The organism is Rhodococcus sp. SB1D, assembly GCF_048573875.1.
GTDB lineage: Bacteria > Actinomycetota > Actinomycetes > Mycobacteriales > Mycobacteriaceae > Rhodococcus_F > Rhodococcus_F qingshengii.
In genome coordinates this window covers 65509-80529 of sequence record NZ_JBMAIQ010000008.1, presented here as the reverse complement: position 1 = coordinate 80529, position 15021 = coordinate 65509, and the positions used below count along the sequence as shown (strand labels likewise).

Below are 15021 nucleotides of genomic sequence, written 5' to 3'. Positions count from 1 at the left end.
GTGCGGCATGCTGGGGCAGTGAAGAAGAGAACCAGGGCTGCGGTGTACGTGCTCGTCGAGGGCGCGGCAGCTGTGGTTTCCCTGTTCTTGCTGATGGTCGGTCTCATTCTGTTGTCGCTCTCGATTCTGATCGTCGGCTGGTTGCTGTTGCCGTCGTACGTGCGAGTGCTCCGGTGGTGGGCCGGCCTGGCTCGCAAACGCACCGCTGCGTACACCGGACGCCCTGTTCTGCAGCGATACCCACCGATGCCCAGCAATCCGACATTCGGGGACTGGAGCCGGTTCCTCACCGATCAGTCGACGAGGCGCGACGCGGCCTGGTTGTCGATTCATGGTCTGGGTGCTTTCGTCGCGGCGATGCTGACCATTGCTCTGCCACTCGGTGCGCTCAATGCGATTGCAGTCCCGCTGTACTGGCAGCAGATGCCCGCCGGTGAACCCGTCAACAATCCGTACCCCGTGACGTCGTGGCTGGGCGCTGCCGGAATGCCGTTGATCGGCATCCTGTACTTCCTGATCGCGTGGTGGTTGATCCCCGCGATGGCGAAATGGATCAGCTGGTCGACCACGACTTTGCTTGCGCCGGATACGCGTTCGGACCTCTCGAAGCGCGTCACCGCCCTGACGGCCAGCCGCGCTGCGGCGCTCGACGCGCATTCGGCCGAACTCAAGCGCATCGAGCGGGATCTGCACGACGGAGCGCAGAACCGTCTGGTCGCGGTGGTGATGATGTTGGGGATGGCCGAGCGGTCGTTGCAGAACAATCCGGACCAGGCTCTGCCACAACTGCATCGGGCCCAAGATGCGGCCACCGAGGCGTTGAGCGAACTCCGGACGTTGGTGCACGACATCTACCCGCCGATCCTCGACGAGTTGGGTCTGGAGGGCGCGATCTCGGCGCTCGCCGGGCGCTCCGCCGTGCCCTGCGTACTCGAGATCGACGAGCTCCGCCGTGCCCCGGCTGCCGTCGAGGCTGCTGCGTACTTCGTCGTCGCCGAGGCCTTGACCAACGTCGCAAAACACAGCGGAGCCCGCAGGGTCACCGTCACGGCACGGACGGAGACGTCGGACGACTCGTCGGGTGAGACGATGCTCATCGACGTGATCGACGACGGTCACGGCGGCGCGAACGAACGCCCGGGCGGCGGCGTGGCGGGTATTCGACGCCGGGTCGAGGCTTTCGAAGGAACCGCAGTATTGGAGAGCCCGGAGGGTGGACCGACAACGATGAGGGTGGAACTACCGTGCGGATTCTGATTGCCGAGGACGACGCTCTTCTGCGAGAGGGGCTGGCCCTGCTGCTCCGTGGAGAGGGCTTCGAGGTGTCTGCCGTCTCCGACGCCGCACAGTTCCTCACGGTGTTCGAGGAGACAACCCCCGACGCCGCGGTGCTCGACGTCCGGATGCCTCCTACTTTCACCAACGAGGGACTTCGAGCGGCGATCGAGGTGCGCAAGCTTCGCCCGGGCTTTCCCGTCCTGGTCCTTTCCGCTTACGTCGAGGATCGCTACGCCGGTGAATTGTTGGCAGGAGGCGCCGGCGGGGTCGGGTACCTGCTCAAGGAACGGGTCGGCAAGGTAGCCGAGTTCGTCGACGCATTGAACCGGGTCGTCGACGGCGGAACCGTGATGGATCCCGAGGTCGTATCCCAACTGATGAGCCGTCGACGCGCCGACGATCCGATCAGATCGCTGACGCCACGCGAGTCCGAGGTTCTCGGACTGATGGCGGAGGGGCTGGGAAATCAGGAAATCGCCAGGAAACTGGTCGTCAGCGACACTGCTGTGAGCAAGCACATAGGAAATATCTTCGCAAAACTCGGCCTGTCGGCTTCCGAAAGCGGGCATCGTCGTGTTTTGGCAGTTCTAGCTCATTTACGCGCCTGATCGTGGATCTGGACTACATACCTGACCGAAGCGTAATGTGAGCCAGCCTCATGTTGTTGCCGTGATCGAACGGTGACCTGAGAGGCAGGGGCTTATGTCCTGTACGTAACGTGTGATGTCGAATGCGCGTCATCACCAGAAACCAACGAGGAGATCGATCAATGGGTAAGCCGATTGCCAGTGTGGCCGGAGGTCGGCAGTCCGTCCTTCTCGGGCTCGGCGTTCACCGCCCGGAGCGAGTCGTGACCAACGACGAGATCTGCGAGCTGATCGATTCCACCGACGAGTGGATCCAGACGCGATCGGGTATCAAGTCGCGCCGGTTCTCCGGCGAAGGTGAAGGCATCCTCGCGATGTCGATCAGCGCGGCGCGTAAAGCACTGGACGTCAGCGGCATTGCCCCTGAGCAGATCGGCGCCGTGATCATCGCGACGTCGACGTGGGACCTGCAGACTCCTCAGGCTGCGTCCATCGTCGCCCACGAGCTCGGCATCAAGGGTCCGGCTGCATTCGACGTCGCGGCAGGCTGCGCCGGTTTCTGTACCGCCCTTGCGGTGGCCAGCGACCTGGTTCGCGGCGGCACGGTTGATCACGTACTCGTCGTCGGCGTCGAGTTGATGAGCGAGGCCACCGAGCCCACCGATCGCAGCGTTCGCTTCATCTTCGGTGACGGCGCAGGCGCAGTTGTCGTCGGCCCGAGCGATACCGTCGGAATCGGCCCGGTCGAGTGGGGTTCGGACGGCAGCCAGTCCGACGCCATCGTTCAGGAGCCCAGCTGGCTCGACTACACCAAGAACCCGACCGGACCTCGGCCGTGGATCAAGATGGCCGGCACCGCGGTGTTCCGCTGGGCTGCCTTCGAGATGGGCAAGGTCGCCACTCGCACCCTGGAGAAGTCGGGGCTGGGTATCGAGGACATCGACGCTTTTGTGCCGCACCAGGCAAACCAGCGCATCAACGAGGTCATCGCTCGCAGCATGAAGCTGCCCGAGGGCTTCCCCGTCTCCAACGACATCGCCGAGACGGGCAACACGTCCGCGGCCTCGATCCCGCTCGCCATGGAGCAGATGCTGCGCGACGGCCAGTGCAAGCCGGGCGACAAGGCATTGCTTCTCGCCTTCGGTGCGGGTCTGTCCTTCGCCGGTCAGGTTGTCGTCATGCCGCCGTTGGCTGGAGCAGAATCCGCCTGATTGTTCCTTTCGCAAGGGCGCCTCGAACCCACGGTTCGGGGCGCCCTTCCGTTTCCGTCCGGATCGTCGAACGTCTGCGATGTGGCACTCTGGCGAGATGGTCGAGAACGTGGGGGAGTCCGAACGAGAGTCCGAACGTAATGGTGTGACGGGCGGCAGCTTGGCGAAGATGGGCGGGCAAGTGGCGCTCGCCAGCACGGTCAGTCGGATCACCGGCTTCGTCCGCACCCTTGCCCTTGCCGCGGTCCTGGGCATCGCCCTGGTCAGTGATGCGTACAACGCGGCCAACAGCTTCCCGAACATGGTCTATCAGCTCCTCCTCGGCGGGATTCTCGCCAGCGTCCTGCTTCCGTATCTGACGCGGCAACGGAGCCGTGGGCGGACGCTCGAACGAGAGCAGACGCAGCGCGTTCTCACCGTCGGAGCGCTGGCTCTTGCGCTCGTGACGGTAGTGGCCGTGGTGTGCGCGCCGCCTCTGGTCTCGGCCGTGATCGATGATCCGGCTCAACGAGAGCTGACGACGCTCTTCGCGTACTTGCTTCTTCCGGAGATCTTCTTCTACGGCGTCACGGCGATGATGACGGCTGTGCTCAGCGTTCGATCGGTGTTCGGCGCGCCGGCCTGGGCACCGGTGATCAACAACGTCGTCCTTCTGGTGACGGTCGCGGTCTTCCTGTGTATCCCGGGGCCGGTGGCTCTGACTCCCGAGTCGATGACCACCGCGCAGGTTCTGGTGATCGGTATCGGCACTCTGCTCGGGATCGTGGCGCAAACCGCCGTCGTTGCTCGAGCGCTGCACCGCAACGGGTTTCGGTGGCGCCTTCGCGTGCGGGTCGTACCGCACACCTGGCGCCCGGTGCGCGTCGGGGCGCCGTTGCTCGGCTGGGTACTTGTGTACGTCGTTGCCGGCCAGATCGGTGTGTGGGTGACGATGAAGGTCACTCTCTCCCGTCACGTCTACTCGATGTACACGCACGCGGATCTGCTGTTTCAAGTGGCGTACGGCATTCTCGGTGTGTCGTTGTTGACGGTGCTGATGCCGCGGATCGCCAGGTCGGTTGCTGCGGGTGACGACGTCGGCGTCGTATCCGATCTCGGCCGGGGAGCCCGGTATTCTGTGGTGGCGCTGATTCCGGTCACTGTGGCGCTCATGGTGTTCGGTCCCTCGTTGACCACCTTGATCTTCTTCGGCCGGGTCGACGGCAGCAGTGCCCGGTTGATCGGGACGGCCGTTGCGGTCAGTGCATTCGGGCTGGTGCCCTTTGCGATGGTCATGCTTCAGCTGCGAGTGTTCTACGCCGACAACAACACCCGAACTCCCGCGGTCATCGCCCTGGTGATGGTGGTCGCCAAGACTGCGCTCGTCCTTCTTGCGTCACTGTCGGCTAGTGACGAAAGGCTGGTCCTGGCCGTCTGTGCTGCCGGCTCGTTCTCCTACGTGTGTGGAGCGGTACTCGGCCACATCCTTCTTCGAAAGCGATACGGGCTGTTGGGATTCCGTCGCGTGCAGGCCACCGTCGGAAGGATTTCGGCGGCGGCAATTCTGGCAGGTGGTTGTGCGTTCGCTTTGGTGGTGGCGGTTCAGAACCGAGTTCCCGAGCCCAGGCTTGCTGCTGTTATTTCATTGTCGGCGGGTGCGGCCGTCGGTGCCGTCGTCCTGTTGGGTGCATGCAAGGTCGTCGGTGTTCCCGAGATTCGCCGGGCGCGAACCCTATTGCTGTCCTGAGGACAAGAGCGGTACCAGCAGTTCGTCCGGAGTGAGGGCGCCGTGCTGTCCACGGAGTCCGGACAGTCCCGATTCGACAGATCGACGTACGACGGCCACGTCCCCGGACGCAATGGCGATGACATCACCGATCCGGCCGTGATACTCGGAATGCACTGCAGGCCCGAACAATCCTGCGACTATGCCCTCGGACCTCGTCCCGATCCACATGCGGTCACCCAGTTCGGCGCGCCAGCGGTCCGCAACATCTTGTGCAGCGCCTTCTCGGGTGTGGATGTGACGACATCTAGGTTCACCGGCAAGAGCGAGTACATCTTTGGACAGAATCGGAGTGTTGTCGAAGTCGATCTTGTTCTCGTCCGACACGTCGACCATTCCGTGGTCTGCCGTCACCAGCAATCTCACGTCCGGACCGAGAGCCGCGGCGAGTTGCTCGACCAGTCGATCGACCAGCATCAGTTGGAAAATCCACGGCTCGGACTCGGGTCCGTAGACGTGGCCGAGTGCATCGATCTCGCTGATGTAGCAGTACGTGAACGTGCGGTCGGCAGATTTCGACGCCGCCACGGTGCGAGCGAGGAGGTCTCCGTATGCCTGGATTCCGGCGAACTGGGCACCGCGCATCCCGGCACGGGTGAGGCCGCTGCCGTCGAACTTCGACGGTACGACGGTTGTAACGGTGATGCCGGCTGCGGCGGCGCGATCGAACGTCGTGGCCTGCGGCTGCAGGGTTTCCGGGACGATGGAGTCGGTCTGAGATTCCTTCTTGCCCGCGCTGTGCCAACCCAGCCAGTTGAACACCGAATCGGCTTCTTCGACGTAGGACTGGTAGCCGGTGATGCCGTGCGCTCCCGAAGGCAGACCGGTCCCCAGTGAGACAATGCTGGTGGCCGTCGTCGTGGGGAAGCCTGCCCGGATGGGCGTTCCGACGAGTGAATTCAGGAATGGTGCGTGTTCGGCGTTGCGGGCGAGCAAGTTCGCGCCCATCCCGTCTACCAGCAGAATTACGGTCTTCTTGCTGGGCTGTAGATCGAGACGGTTCGCTTCGCCGCTCACTCCGAGAGAAGCGAGTACCGACGGCGCAAGCGTCGACAGAGTCGGCTGCGAGTACACATCGAGGAGAGGGGCGGGGGCGGGCATCCCATGAGATTAGGCGTTGGACGCAGAAAACTGCATACCTTCTGGGCGAGTGTTCAAATCTGTGCGGTCAAATCCGGACTTTCCAGATGATCAGCGCGCAGAGACCGCGGACCGGTGCGGCCTCCGCGCGGAGATTCATTCCATGATCGTGGAGATCTGGAACTTGGCACCTAGTGGATCGGCCACCGACGCGAGACGACCGAAGGGCGTGTCCTCGGGATCGCGCAAGACGCTGCCGCCGAATTCGACGACCTTGGCGACGGCCGCATCGGTGTCGTCCGCCCCGAAGTACACCTGCCAGAACGACGGCGCCTCTGCCGGGAGGAACGAGCTGGCATCCATCAAACCGGCGACGACGGTGTCGCCCTGCTTGGCCTGTGAGTACCGGAACTCGTCGCTGTCACCGATCGACTCGTAAGTCCAGCCGAACACGTCGGTGTAGAACGGCAGGACCGCGGCGTAGTTCTTGGACAAGGTCTCGTGCCAGACCGGCGCTCCGGCCTCGCCGACCAAACCGAAGCCGTGGTGCTGATCTGCCTGCCAGATGCCGACGACGGCACCGGCCGGATCGCCCACGATCGCCATGCTGCCCTGAGGACCGACCTGCATCGACGGCATCATGATCGTTCCGCCCGCGGCTTGGGCCTTGGACGCCGACGCTGCCGCATCAGTCGAGGAGATGTAGGTGGTCCACACGTTGCCGTAGGGGTTTCCCTCCTGCTGGGGTCCGAGCCCGGCGATGGGCTGCCCGTCTTTGCTGAAGATCGCGTAGCCGCCGTACTGCGGGTCGTCGTTTGTGTCAGCCTGCCAGCCGAACACGTTGGTGTAGAAGGATTTGGCAACCTCGGTGTCGGAGCTGGTGAGGTCGATCCAACAGGGTGTTCCGTCGAGCGCTGTGCGTGCGGGCATCTGAAAACTCTCCTTAACCGAAACGGATACACAAGCAGGGGACGCGGAGTGCTTGGCCGAGGAAGGCCTGAATCTCACGCTACGCGCGTACCCCGACACATTCCCAGGGTTCGAGAGCTTTGGGGTATGTGACCGTTTCGCGTTCCCCGGTGGGCCGGACCTGCCAACGCAGACGACCGCCGAATCGTTCTTGATACTCCGAAGTTGATGGGGCACTTGCTCGATCGGCGAGGCCGTTCCACCGGGGAGTGTTGGTACGTGTCAGCTCCTGATCAGCCCCGTGCGATCGAGCCACGCGAGCGCATGACGGGTGAACTCGTCCGGAATCTCCAATTGTGGGGTGTGGCCGGTGTCGCCGAGAATGATGGTGGTCCAGTGTGGATGTGCAGCAGCGGCTGCCCGTGCGGCCTCGACCGGGACAAGCCGATCGCGATCGCCGTGCATCAGGAGCGTCGGAGTCGTGATCTCTCGCAATGTCTTTCGATAGGAGGCAGGACGGGCGAGGGTCATCAGCAGTGACCGTGCTGCCTGAAGGAATTCGGCATCCTGGGTAGGTTCGTTGCGGCGAATCGCCGTCAAGGCAGCGCCCGCGTCGAGGACCGCGGGGTCGGCTCGCGTCGGATCGGCAAAACACAATCTGGTCATCTGAGCGGCCAACTGCCGGTCTGACATCTTTCGGCGTCCGAAGCTGAGAACCTGCTCACCGACGTACGGCATCGAGTAGAGCGCGAATTGGGCGGCGACGGTCAGATCGGGAAGCTGGACGGGCAGGGGGAGCGCCGGATCCACCAGCACCAGGCCGGCGACTGATTCGGGACTGGCATGGGTCGACATTGCCGAGACCATTCCGCCCATGGAATTGCCGAACAGGACGGCGGGCTCACCCACCACTGTGTCGAGAAAGCGATTCAGAAGTACTGCGTTGGCGTCGACGCCGGTGTGTCGCCCACGGGCAGAGGTGAGTCCGAATCCGGCGAGGTCAAGTGCGTACACGCGCGTGCGCGCCGCCAGCGCCGGTGCCACCCGCACCCAGTTCAGGTGCGAGCCGCCCAGACCGTGAACGAGCACGATGGGCGGCGCTCCGCTGGGACCGCCGAAGTCGATCCAGTGAACGTCACCGCCGAGATCGGTGATGTTGCTCGTCCCGCCCCACGGGTGTGTGAGGGTGCTTCCGTCGGCGAGTTGGGCCGAAACAGCGGATTCCATACCTGCCAGGATGCACCGAGGTGTCGTCGTAGTCACGCACGCGTTCCGGTTCGGGATCCGAATATGTGTCATCGATCACGGATTCTCAAGAAGCTCAGGAAACGGGCAAAACGGAATTTGACTGGTGTTCAGCACTTTTCGAGGCTGTCGCCGCTTTCCGACGGCCGTGGCGCGCGTCCGGCGGAGGTCGGTTCGGGCATACTGAAAACCATGTGGTGGATGGTCGGGCTCATTGTTCTGGCCGCCTTGGTTTTGGCATCCGTTCTGGTCGGTTTCGTTTTCCGCCGCCCGATCGCCGAAGCCAAGTCGGCGGTGCTTGCCTTCGACGACGCCAGCTCTCAGCCCCAGCGCGACTGACCACCGTCGAGCGGAATTGTTGCTCCAGTCAGATACGCGGCATCCGGGCCGACCAGGAAAGCCACCGCGGTTCCGATGTCCGTTTCGCAGTCGCCGATCCTCCGTAGCGGAATCCCGGCAACAAAGGCGGCAGCCTCCTCCGGGCGTGCATCTGCCCACCGCTGCAGCCCCGGCGATGACGCGTGGGGAGCAACCGCGTTGACCCGGATCCCGTCGACGCCCCATTCGCATGCTGCCGCGCGACTGAGGGCTCGGACGGATTCCTTCACGGCCGCGTAGCCGCCGTAGCCGGCAGCGTCCCAGCGGACGGCCACGGAGCTGACCATGTTGATGATTGCCCCGCCGCCGCGCTCCTTCATGAACGGGTAACAGGCTTGCATGGTTCGCAGAGTCGCGACGGGGCCGGACGTCAATCCGTCGGCAAGGCGCTCCGGAGTGAGGTCGAGGACGTTGCCGAGCGGGTTGAGGCTGGCGTTGTTGATCAGAATGTCGACGCCGCCGAACAGTTCCACCGTTCGCGCCACGGCTCCGGTGATGGAATCCGCGTCGGCGATATCCATGAGCACCGGTTCTGCACGGCCTCCGCGTTCGGCGATCTCGTTACATGTGACGACGAGTTTCGACTCAGTGCGGCCCGCGACCGCGACGGAAGCGCCCTCCTTGGCTAGCGCAAACGCAACTCCCTGGCCGACGCCTTGCCCTGCGCCAGTGATCAGGGCCACTTTTCCATCCAACTTGCCCACTGCTGTTCTCCTGCTCGTCATTCAACGGTTCCCGAAGCGTTGTCCGAATCGCGCATTGTTACTCGTGGGTTCCCGCTGGATGAGATGTGAGTTACGTCCCACTCAGCGGTGCCGCTTCAAATTTCGGCCGTCTTACGTATATTGTGAGCGCCGTTACACACCGGACGCGCGGAACGCGTACACACATTCCATGATGAGGAGTTAGACATGGGTTCTTCGGACGCAGACCTGGCATTGATCAAGCAGATTCAGCCGGTTATCACGGGTGTTGCTGGCCTGATCTCGGGCATCGGCGCAATCGTCGGACTGGGCGTTGCCCTGCAGTCCTTCAGCTGATTTTTCGCTGAGCTGATCCTCCGGCCCGTGGCCTGAAGGCATTGCCTTCGTGGACGCGGGCCGGAGGTTTGTCTGCACCTGAATATCTGTGTCTTGCAGGCACATTCAATTCTGTGATACGTCCATTGCTGCCGGAACGTCCACACCTTCTTCGTAGACCTGGGGTCCGAAGTTCGGCAACGGAGTGAAGTCGAGTGCCGCTTCCGAACCGCGGTAGTGGCGGAAGTAGTAGAGCGATCTGTCCGGCCGCACCAGGCTGTCCGGTTCGCTTGTCTTCCATCCCCAGTGGACGTCTGCTCGCAAAATCTCCGACAGCTCCAGTATGTTCTTGCAACCATGGCTCTGTAGCCCAAGGCATTTCAATTCCTCGACGTCTCGCAATTGCCCGTCGCGCGTCCACCTGGATTCGTAGACCAGAGCATCGAGAACGACGCGGTGCGAACCCGCTTGAGTAACGCCGGCAAGTAGAACCTCCCAGTCCAATCCTGGTGCGTGTTGGAGGTATTCGTCGGCGTCGATGAATGCTGCCCATGCGACGGTGTCGCGGTACCGGCTCACGTAATCGACGTACGCCTCTACCTGTCCGTGCACGATCCGACCGTCCGCGTCGCGCGGTTGCCAGTCGACGATCGTCACCGGAAGGTCGTGCAGTTCTTTGCGGAATGCGACCTGAACTTCACTGTCCGACATCGATCGGGTGAAGGCGCCGTAAGAGTTGCCTCTCTTGTCCTCGCTGCGGCCGTGCCAACGGTTGAGGCTGAATGCGCTTGTCTTGCGGGTGGACCCGACGGAACCGGTGTTGTCGTAGAGAACAACCTCCCAGCCTTGCTCGATGTGGTGCAGGCACCAGTCTCTGATGAAGGGGAGATGTTCGCGGGGGAGCAGGACCGCAACCACGGCGCGGCGCCCGGCGTCAGCGCTGTTCGGATGATTCTTCGGATCCGTGATCACCCGACACACGATAGTGCTCTGCGTGGATGCGAGTTACTCAATGCTGCTCGTGGGAACGGTTGATCGTAGAACGTTGACACATTCGGCAATTTGTCTCATAGTCGAGTCATGACAACTTCTGTGTCACATTCGCCACGGTTTGTACCTTCCACCGGGGAGTCCTGGCGTTCGCCCTGGGCCATGTACGACGCATTGCGCGAGAACGACCCGGTGCACAACGTTGTGCCGGAAGCTGCGCCGCGGGACGACTACTGGGTGCTCACCCGTCACGAAGACGTCTACAACGCCGCTCGCGACTACGAGACGTATTCGTCGGCAGAGGGATTGACCACTGTCTACGGTGAACTCGAACAGATCGGGATGCAGGACAATCCGCCGTTCGTGATGCAGGATCCGCCAGTGCAGTCGGAGTTCCGGCGCATGGTGTCGAAGGGTTTCACTCCGCGTCAGGTATCGGCGGTCGAGCCGATGGTTCGCGCATTTGTCGTCGAACGTATCGAGGCGCTGAAAGCGCGTGGCAGCGGCGATATCGTCGTCGAGCTCTTCAAACCGTTGCCGTCGATGGTTGTCGCACACTATCTGGGTGTGCCGGAATCGGACCGTGACCGGTTCGACGGCTGGACCGAAGCCATTGTCGCTGCCAATTCGGCAGGTGGTGTGGCCGCGGCAGCGACGACGGCGCAGGCCGCCACCGGTGAGTTGATGATGTACTTCGCTTCGCTGATCGAACGCCGCAAGGTCGAACCGGGTGACGACACGATTTCGCACCTACTCGCCGCTGGACTCGGTGAGGACGGCGACATGTCCGGCCTGCTGTCGATTCTGGGCTTCGCCTTCACCATGGTGGCCGGTGGAAACGACACCACGACAGGAATGCTGGGTGGTTCGGTGGCGATGCTGACCGAACGCCTCGACCAGCGTCAGATCCTGCTGGACGATCCCGCATTGATCACCGACGCGGTCGACGAGTTGCTTCGACTCACCTCACCGGTCCAAGGACTGGCACGCACCACGACGCGAGATGTGGCCTTGGGTGGCAAAGTGATTCCGGCAGGACGTAAGGTTCTGCTGATGTACGGTGCGGCCAATCGTGATCCCGAGAAGTACGGACCCGACGCGGCGGAGTTGGACGTCTTGCGTCGACCGCAGAAGATCCTCACCTTCAGCCATGGCGCCCACCATTGTCTGGGCGCATCGGCAGCTCGAATGCAGGCGCGAGTTGCTTTGGAAGAGTTGCTTTCCCGGATTCCCGACTTCCATGTCGACATCGACGCGATGCAATACGCGCCGGGCAACTACGTGCGCCGTCCGCTCTCGGCTCCGATGTCGGTGACTCGGCCATGAGCAACGACTGGCTCGGCGAGGGGCGCGCCTTGGCGGCAGCCGAGAAGATCCTCGACAGCGCGGCACAATTGTTCGTCGCGAAAGGCGTCAACGCGGTCGGTATGGCGGAGATAGCCTCTGCTGCAGGATGTTCCCGGGCCACCTTGTATCGGTACTTCGAGAATCGGCAGGCTCTTCACATTGCGTTCGTTCACCGCGAAGCTCGCAGGCTGGGAACTGCGATCGCGGAATCGGTAGCGACCATCGACGATCCGAGTGAGCGTCTGGAGACGGCCATACTCACTGCAGTGTCCGCGGTGCGTAGCACTCCGACGTTGGCTGCATGGTTCACCCCGGGTGATGCGAGTCTTGCCGGTGAACTTGCCAATTCATCCGACGTCATCAACGGACTTGGTGTCGCGATGCTGGGTGAACTCGGAGCAGGCACAGCGTCGCGGGCGCGCTGGATCGTGCGAGTGATTCTCTCGCTGCTCATGGTGCCGGGGGCGGACGAGAACGACGAGCGGACGTTGGTGCGTGAGTTCGTCGTTGCGCTGTTGATTGCTGGACGGGCCACCTGATCATCCCTTCCGGGTGATGTGCGAGGGCTGCGTGGGGATCGAGGATGAACCGATATCCCGACACAGGTCACCGCGAGTTCCCGAGGAGCGTAAGAGAAGATGACTACACCGTCCGAACTCGACCCCAAGCCCGCCACCGAAGCGACTCGCCTGGCAAATACCCAGGTTCTCCGTGACCTTCCTTTCGACGACACCTTCGACTTCGAACTGATTTCTCGAGGTCTCGTGGCACCGCTCATCGATGGCGGACTGGTCAAAGGTGACAAAGGGCAGTTCATCTTCTCGTACGACGCCTACGGGTTCGCCGACGGCGATGCACCGGATACCGTCAACCCGAGTCTGTGGCGCCAAGCCACTTTGATGGGAAAGGGCGGTGGACTGTTCAAGCTGGCTGATCGTCTGTACCAGGTGATCGGCCAGGACTTGTCGAACACGACGATCATCGAGGGCGACACCGGGTTGATCATCGGTGACACTCTGATGTCCGCGGAAACAGCCGCTCTCGCGCTGGAGTTGTACTACCAGCACCGCCCGAAGGTTCCGGTCAAGGCAATCATCTTCACGCACTCCCACGGCGATCACTTCGGCGGTGTCAAAGGATTTGTCACCGACGAAGAGATCGAGTCCGGTGCCGTAAAGGTCTACGCACCAGACAGTTTCACGGAGGAAGCGATTTCCGAGAACGTACTTGCCGGCACGGCGATGACACGTCGCGGAATGTACATGTATGGATCGTTCCTGCGTCCGGGGCCACAAGGGCAGGTATCCGGTGGTCTCGGCCTGTCCACTTCGCACGGCACTTCGACGTTCGCCGTGCCTACCGACGTCATCACCGAACCGGTGCACGAAGAGGTCATCGACGGTGTGCGCGTGACGTTCATGCTCGCGCCGGGAACCGAGGCGCCATCCGAAATGCTCTTCTATCTACCCGATTTCAAGGCGCTCGGGTCAGCTGAGGACGTCACGCACACGATGCACAATCTATACACGTTGCGCGGCGCCAAGACTCGCGACGCCAAAGCGTGGTCGCACTACGTGCGTCTGGCAATGGAACTGTTCCCCGACGTCGAAATCATCTTTGCGCAGCATCATTGGCCCACGTGGGGCAACGACAAGATCTTGAAGCTGATGTCGGATCAGGCAGATCTGTACAAGTATCTGCACGATCAGACGTTGCGCCTTGCCAACAAGGGACTGACACCGGTAGAGATTGCCGACCAGATCGAGGTACCCGACGCGATCGGAAAGCAGTGGTACAACCGTGGGTACTACGGCTCGCTCAGTCACAACGTCAAAGCGATCTACACCTTCTATCTCGGTTGGTTCGACGGCGTTCCCGCTCACCTCAATCCCCATCCGCCGGTGGAGAACGGCAAGCGCTACGTCGAAGCCGTCGGCGGGCCGGACGCACTTCTGACCAAGGGCAAGCAGGCGTTCGACGACGGAGACTACCGCTGGGCCGCGGAGTTGGTGAACCATCTGGTGTTCGCCGATCCGAGTAATCAGAAAGCGCGAGAGTTGTTGGCGGACACGTACGAACAACTCGGCTACCAAGCCGAGAACGGTACGTGGCGCAACTTCTACCTGGTCGGAGCGATGGAATTGCGGCATCCGCTGGCACCGATGCCGTCCAACAACCCCACTGGCCCGGCCGTGGTCGCAGTGATGCCGCTCGAGCAGATGCTGGACTTCTGGGCAGTTCGCCTCGACGGTCCCAAAGCAGCCGATGTAGACCTGTCGTTGCGATTCGTGTTGTCGGACACCGCGGACAACGTCCTGGTCACAGTGCGCAACGGCGTGCTGAACTACGACATGGACAAGGCAGATGCTTCGGCCGCCCTGACTCTGACCTTGACCCGTGCCGTGTTCAACGAGGTGTATCTGGGAACGACCTCGCTCACCGAATCCATCAAGGCCGGAACGGCAAAAGCTGTGGGAGATCAGTCCGAACTGGAGACGTTCATCTCGCTGCTGGAGGACTTCGATCTGTGGTTCGATATCGTCACGCCGTGACTGGTCGACTCCATGATGTGGCCCGGGCGGGGGATCATTCGAAACGAGAAGGATCTCCCGCGCCGACCCGCACGATTTCGGGAACACCGGACGAATAGTCGACGACTGTGGTGGGTTCGGTTCCACAGTCACCCGAGTCGATGACGGCGTCGAGTTGGTGGTCGAGTTCTTCCTTGATCTGCCAGCCGTCCGTCATCGGTTCCTCGGCGCCGGGCAGGAGAAGGGTGCTGGAGAGGATGGGTTCACCCAACTCTTGCAAGAGTGCCCGCACTACCGGGTGGCTGGGGATACGCACTCCGACGGTCTTCTTCTTGGCGTGTGCCAGCCGACGCGGAACTTCCTTCGTGGCGGGAAGGATGAACGTGTACTGCCCAGGCGTAGCCGCTTTCACCGCGCGGAACGCCGAGTTGGTGACGTGAACGAAGTGCCCGAGCTGCGCGAAATCGGCACAGACCAGCGTGAAGTGATGGTCCGAACGCAGATGACGGATCTCGCGGATCCGATCGGTGCCCGAGTGATTGTCCATTCGGGCGCCCAGGGCGTAGCAGGAGTCGGTGGGGTAGGCGATGACCGCGTCGTTGCGCAGCATTTCGACGATCTGGCTGATCGCGCGCGGCTGCGGGTTTTCCGGGTGAACGTCGAAGTATCGGGCCATCAACT

Annotated in this window: 15 protein-coding genes; 9 read left to right on the top strand and 6 right to left on the bottom strand. The window is 62.4% G+C overall.

The window, feature by feature from the left end; translation table 11 throughout:
• Nucleotides 1–18: 18 nt before the first annotated feature.
• The 4 genes from ACN50D_RS18695 to murJ all read left to right on the top strand — a co-directional run bounded on the left by ACN50D_RS18695 (nucleotide 19) and on the right by murJ (nucleotide 4802).
• Nucleotides 19–1257 carry a sensor histidine kinase gene (locus tag ACN50D_RS18695; protein ID WP_179090776.1) on the top strand — a complete coding sequence of 413 codons (1239 nt, stop codon included), beginning with the start codon at nucleotides 19–21 and terminating at the stop codon, nucleotides 1255–1257.
• The gene (locus ACN50D_RS18690; protein ID WP_042452561.1) at nucleotides 1245–1886 is read left to right on the top strand and encodes a response regulator transcription factor; all 642 of its coding nucleotides are present in this window, start codon (nucleotides 1245–1247) and stop codon (nucleotides 1884–1886) included. Before ACN50D_RS18695 ends, ACN50D_RS18690 begins: the two co-directional genes overlap by 13 nt.
• A gap of 161 nt (nucleotides 1887–2047) precedes the next feature.
• On the top strand, nucleotides 2048–3076 hold the full coding sequence (locus ACN50D_RS18685) for a beta-ketoacyl-ACP synthase III (protein ID WP_003945837.1): 1029 nt from the start codon (nucleotides 2048–2050) through the stop codon (nucleotides 3074–3076).
• A 97-nt stretch (nucleotides 3077–3173) separates the two neighbouring features.
• Complete coding sequence (gene murJ, locus ACN50D_RS18680; protein WP_230691611.1) at nucleotides 3174–4802, top strand: murein biosynthesis integral membrane protein MurJ; 1629 nt, start codon at nucleotides 3174–3176, stop codon at nucleotides 4800–4802.
• Here murJ and ACN50D_RS18675 read toward each other — a convergent pair.
• From ACN50D_RS18675 to ACN50D_RS18665, 3 genes are all read right to left on the bottom strand, one after another.
• Nucleotides 4788–5942 (bottom strand): alkaline phosphatase family protein, encoded by a 1155-nt coding sequence (locus ACN50D_RS18675; RefSeq protein ID WP_007734589.1) that lies wholly within the window; start codon nucleotides 5940–5942, stop codon nucleotides 4788–4790. The two genes, murJ and ACN50D_RS18675, sit on opposite strands and share 15 nt — an antisense overlap.
• Nucleotides 5943–6077: 135 nt before the next feature.
• On the bottom strand, nucleotides 6078–6851 hold the full coding sequence (locus ACN50D_RS18670; RefSeq protein WP_042452552.1) for a VOC family protein: 774 nt from the start codon (nucleotides 6849–6851) through the stop codon (nucleotides 6078–6080).
• Between the two features lie 261 nt (nucleotides 6852–7112).
• Nucleotides 7113–8057, bottom strand: a complete 945-nt coding sequence (locus tag ACN50D_RS18665; RefSeq protein ID WP_073511959.1) for an alpha/beta fold hydrolase — start codon at nucleotides 8055–8057, stop codon at nucleotides 7113–7115.
• 219 nt (nucleotides 8058–8276) lie between these two features.
• Between ACN50D_RS18665 and ACN50D_RS18660 the strand changes: the two genes are divergently transcribed.
• Nucleotides 8277–8414 (top strand): hypothetical protein, encoded by a 138-nt coding sequence (locus ACN50D_RS18660; RefSeq protein ID WP_003945592.1) that lies wholly within the window; start codon nucleotides 8277–8279, stop codon nucleotides 8412–8414.
• Here ACN50D_RS18660 and ACN50D_RS18655 read toward each other — a convergent pair.
• Nucleotides 8396–9157 (bottom strand): SDR family NAD(P)-dependent oxidoreductase, encoded by a 762-nt coding sequence (locus ACN50D_RS18655; protein ID WP_042452547.1) that lies wholly within the window; start codon nucleotides 9155–9157, stop codon nucleotides 8396–8398. The genes ACN50D_RS18660 and ACN50D_RS18655 overlap by 19 nt on opposite strands.
• 207 nt (nucleotides 9158–9364) lie before the next feature.
• On the opposite strand from ACN50D_RS18655, the gene ACN50D_RS18650 reads away from it, so the two are divergent.
• Nucleotides 9365–9493: a hypothetical protein gene (locus tag ACN50D_RS18650; protein ID WP_007734598.1), complete on the top strand. Its 129-nt coding sequence runs from the start codon at nucleotides 9365–9367 to the stop codon at nucleotides 9491–9493.
• A gap of 105 nt (nucleotides 9494–9598) precedes the next feature.
• Here the strand turns inward: ACN50D_RS18650 and ACN50D_RS18645 are convergent, their stop codons facing one another.
• Entirely contained in the window at nucleotides 9599–10444 is an 846-nt protein-coding gene (locus ACN50D_RS18645) for a hypothetical protein (RefSeq protein ID WP_158170210.1), read from the bottom strand.
• 108 nt (nucleotides 10445–10552) lie between these two features.
• Here ACN50D_RS18645 and ACN50D_RS18640 point away from each other — a divergent pair, with 108 nt between their 5' ends.
• The 3 genes from ACN50D_RS18640 (at nucleotide 10553) to ACN50D_RS18630 (ending at nucleotide 14361) form a co-directional block, all read left to right on the top strand.
• Nucleotides 10553–11788, top strand: a complete 1236-nt coding sequence (locus ACN50D_RS18640) for a cytochrome P450 (protein ID WP_211921583.1) — start codon at nucleotides 10553–10555, stop codon at nucleotides 11786–11788.
• Nucleotides 11785–12348 carry a TetR/AcrR family transcriptional regulator gene (locus ACN50D_RS18635; protein ID WP_054826166.1) on the top strand — a complete coding sequence of 188 codons (564 nt, stop codon included), beginning with the start codon at nucleotides 11785–11787 and terminating at the stop codon, nucleotides 12346–12348. Before ACN50D_RS18640 ends, ACN50D_RS18635 begins: the two co-directional genes overlap by 4 nt.
• 99 nt (nucleotides 12349–12447) lie before the next feature.
• The gene (locus ACN50D_RS18630; protein WP_211921584.1) at nucleotides 12448–14361 is read left to right on the top strand and encodes an alkyl/aryl-sulfatase; all 1914 of its coding nucleotides are present in this window, start codon (nucleotides 12448–12450) and stop codon (nucleotides 14359–14361) included.
• Between the two features lie 34 nt (nucleotides 14362–14395).
• Here ACN50D_RS18630 and ACN50D_RS18625 read toward each other — a convergent pair whose 3' ends face one another.
• Entirely contained in the window at nucleotides 14396–15016 is a 621-nt protein-coding gene (locus tag ACN50D_RS18625) for an L-threonylcarbamoyladenylate synthase (RefSeq protein WP_003945756.1), read from the bottom strand.
• Nucleotides 15017–15021: the final 5 nt, after the last annotated feature.

Bases quoted from the DNA above. Each gene is read 5' to 3' on its own strand.
- ACN50D_RS18685 (WP_003945837.1), top strand. From the start codon at position 2,048: ATGGGTAAGCCGATTGCCAGTGTGGCCGGAGGTCGGCAGTCCGTCCTT.
- murJ (WP_230691611.1), top strand. From the start codon at position 3,174: ATGGTCGAGAACGTGGGGGAGTCCGAACGAGAGTCCGAACGTAATGGT.
- ACN50D_RS18675 (WP_007734589.1), bottom strand. From the start codon at position 5,942: ATGCCCGCCCCCGCCCCTCTCCTCGATGTGTACTCGCAGCCGACTCTG.
- ACN50D_RS18670 (WP_042452552.1), bottom strand. From the start codon at position 6,851: ATGCCCGCACGCACAGCGCTCGACGGAACACCCTGTTGGATCGACCTC.
- ACN50D_RS18665 (WP_073511959.1), bottom strand. From the start codon at position 8,057: ATGGAATCCGCTGTTTCGGCCCAACTCGCCGACGGAAGCACCCTCACA.
- ACN50D_RS18660 (WP_003945592.1), top strand. From the start codon at position 8,277: ATGGTCGGGCTCATTGTTCTGGCCGCCTTGGTTTTGGCATCCGTTCTG.
- ACN50D_RS18650 (WP_007734598.1), top strand. From the start codon at position 9,365: ATGGGTTCTTCGGACGCAGACCTGGCATTGATCAAGCAGATTCAGCCG.
- ACN50D_RS18640 (WP_211921583.1), top strand. From the start codon at position 10,553: ATGACAACTTCTGTGTCACATTCGCCACGGTTTGTACCTTCCACCGGG.
- ACN50D_RS18635 (WP_054826166.1), top strand. From the start codon at position 11,785: ATGAGCAACGACTGGCTCGGCGAGGGGCGCGCCTTGGCGGCAGCCGAG.
- ACN50D_RS18630 (WP_211921584.1), top strand. From the start codon at position 12,448: ATGACTACACCGTCCGAACTCGACCCCAAGCCCGCCACCGAAGCGACT.
- ACN50D_RS18625 (WP_003945756.1), bottom strand. From the start codon at position 15,016: ATGGCCCGATACTTCGACGTTCACCCGGAAAACCCGCAGCCGCGCGCG.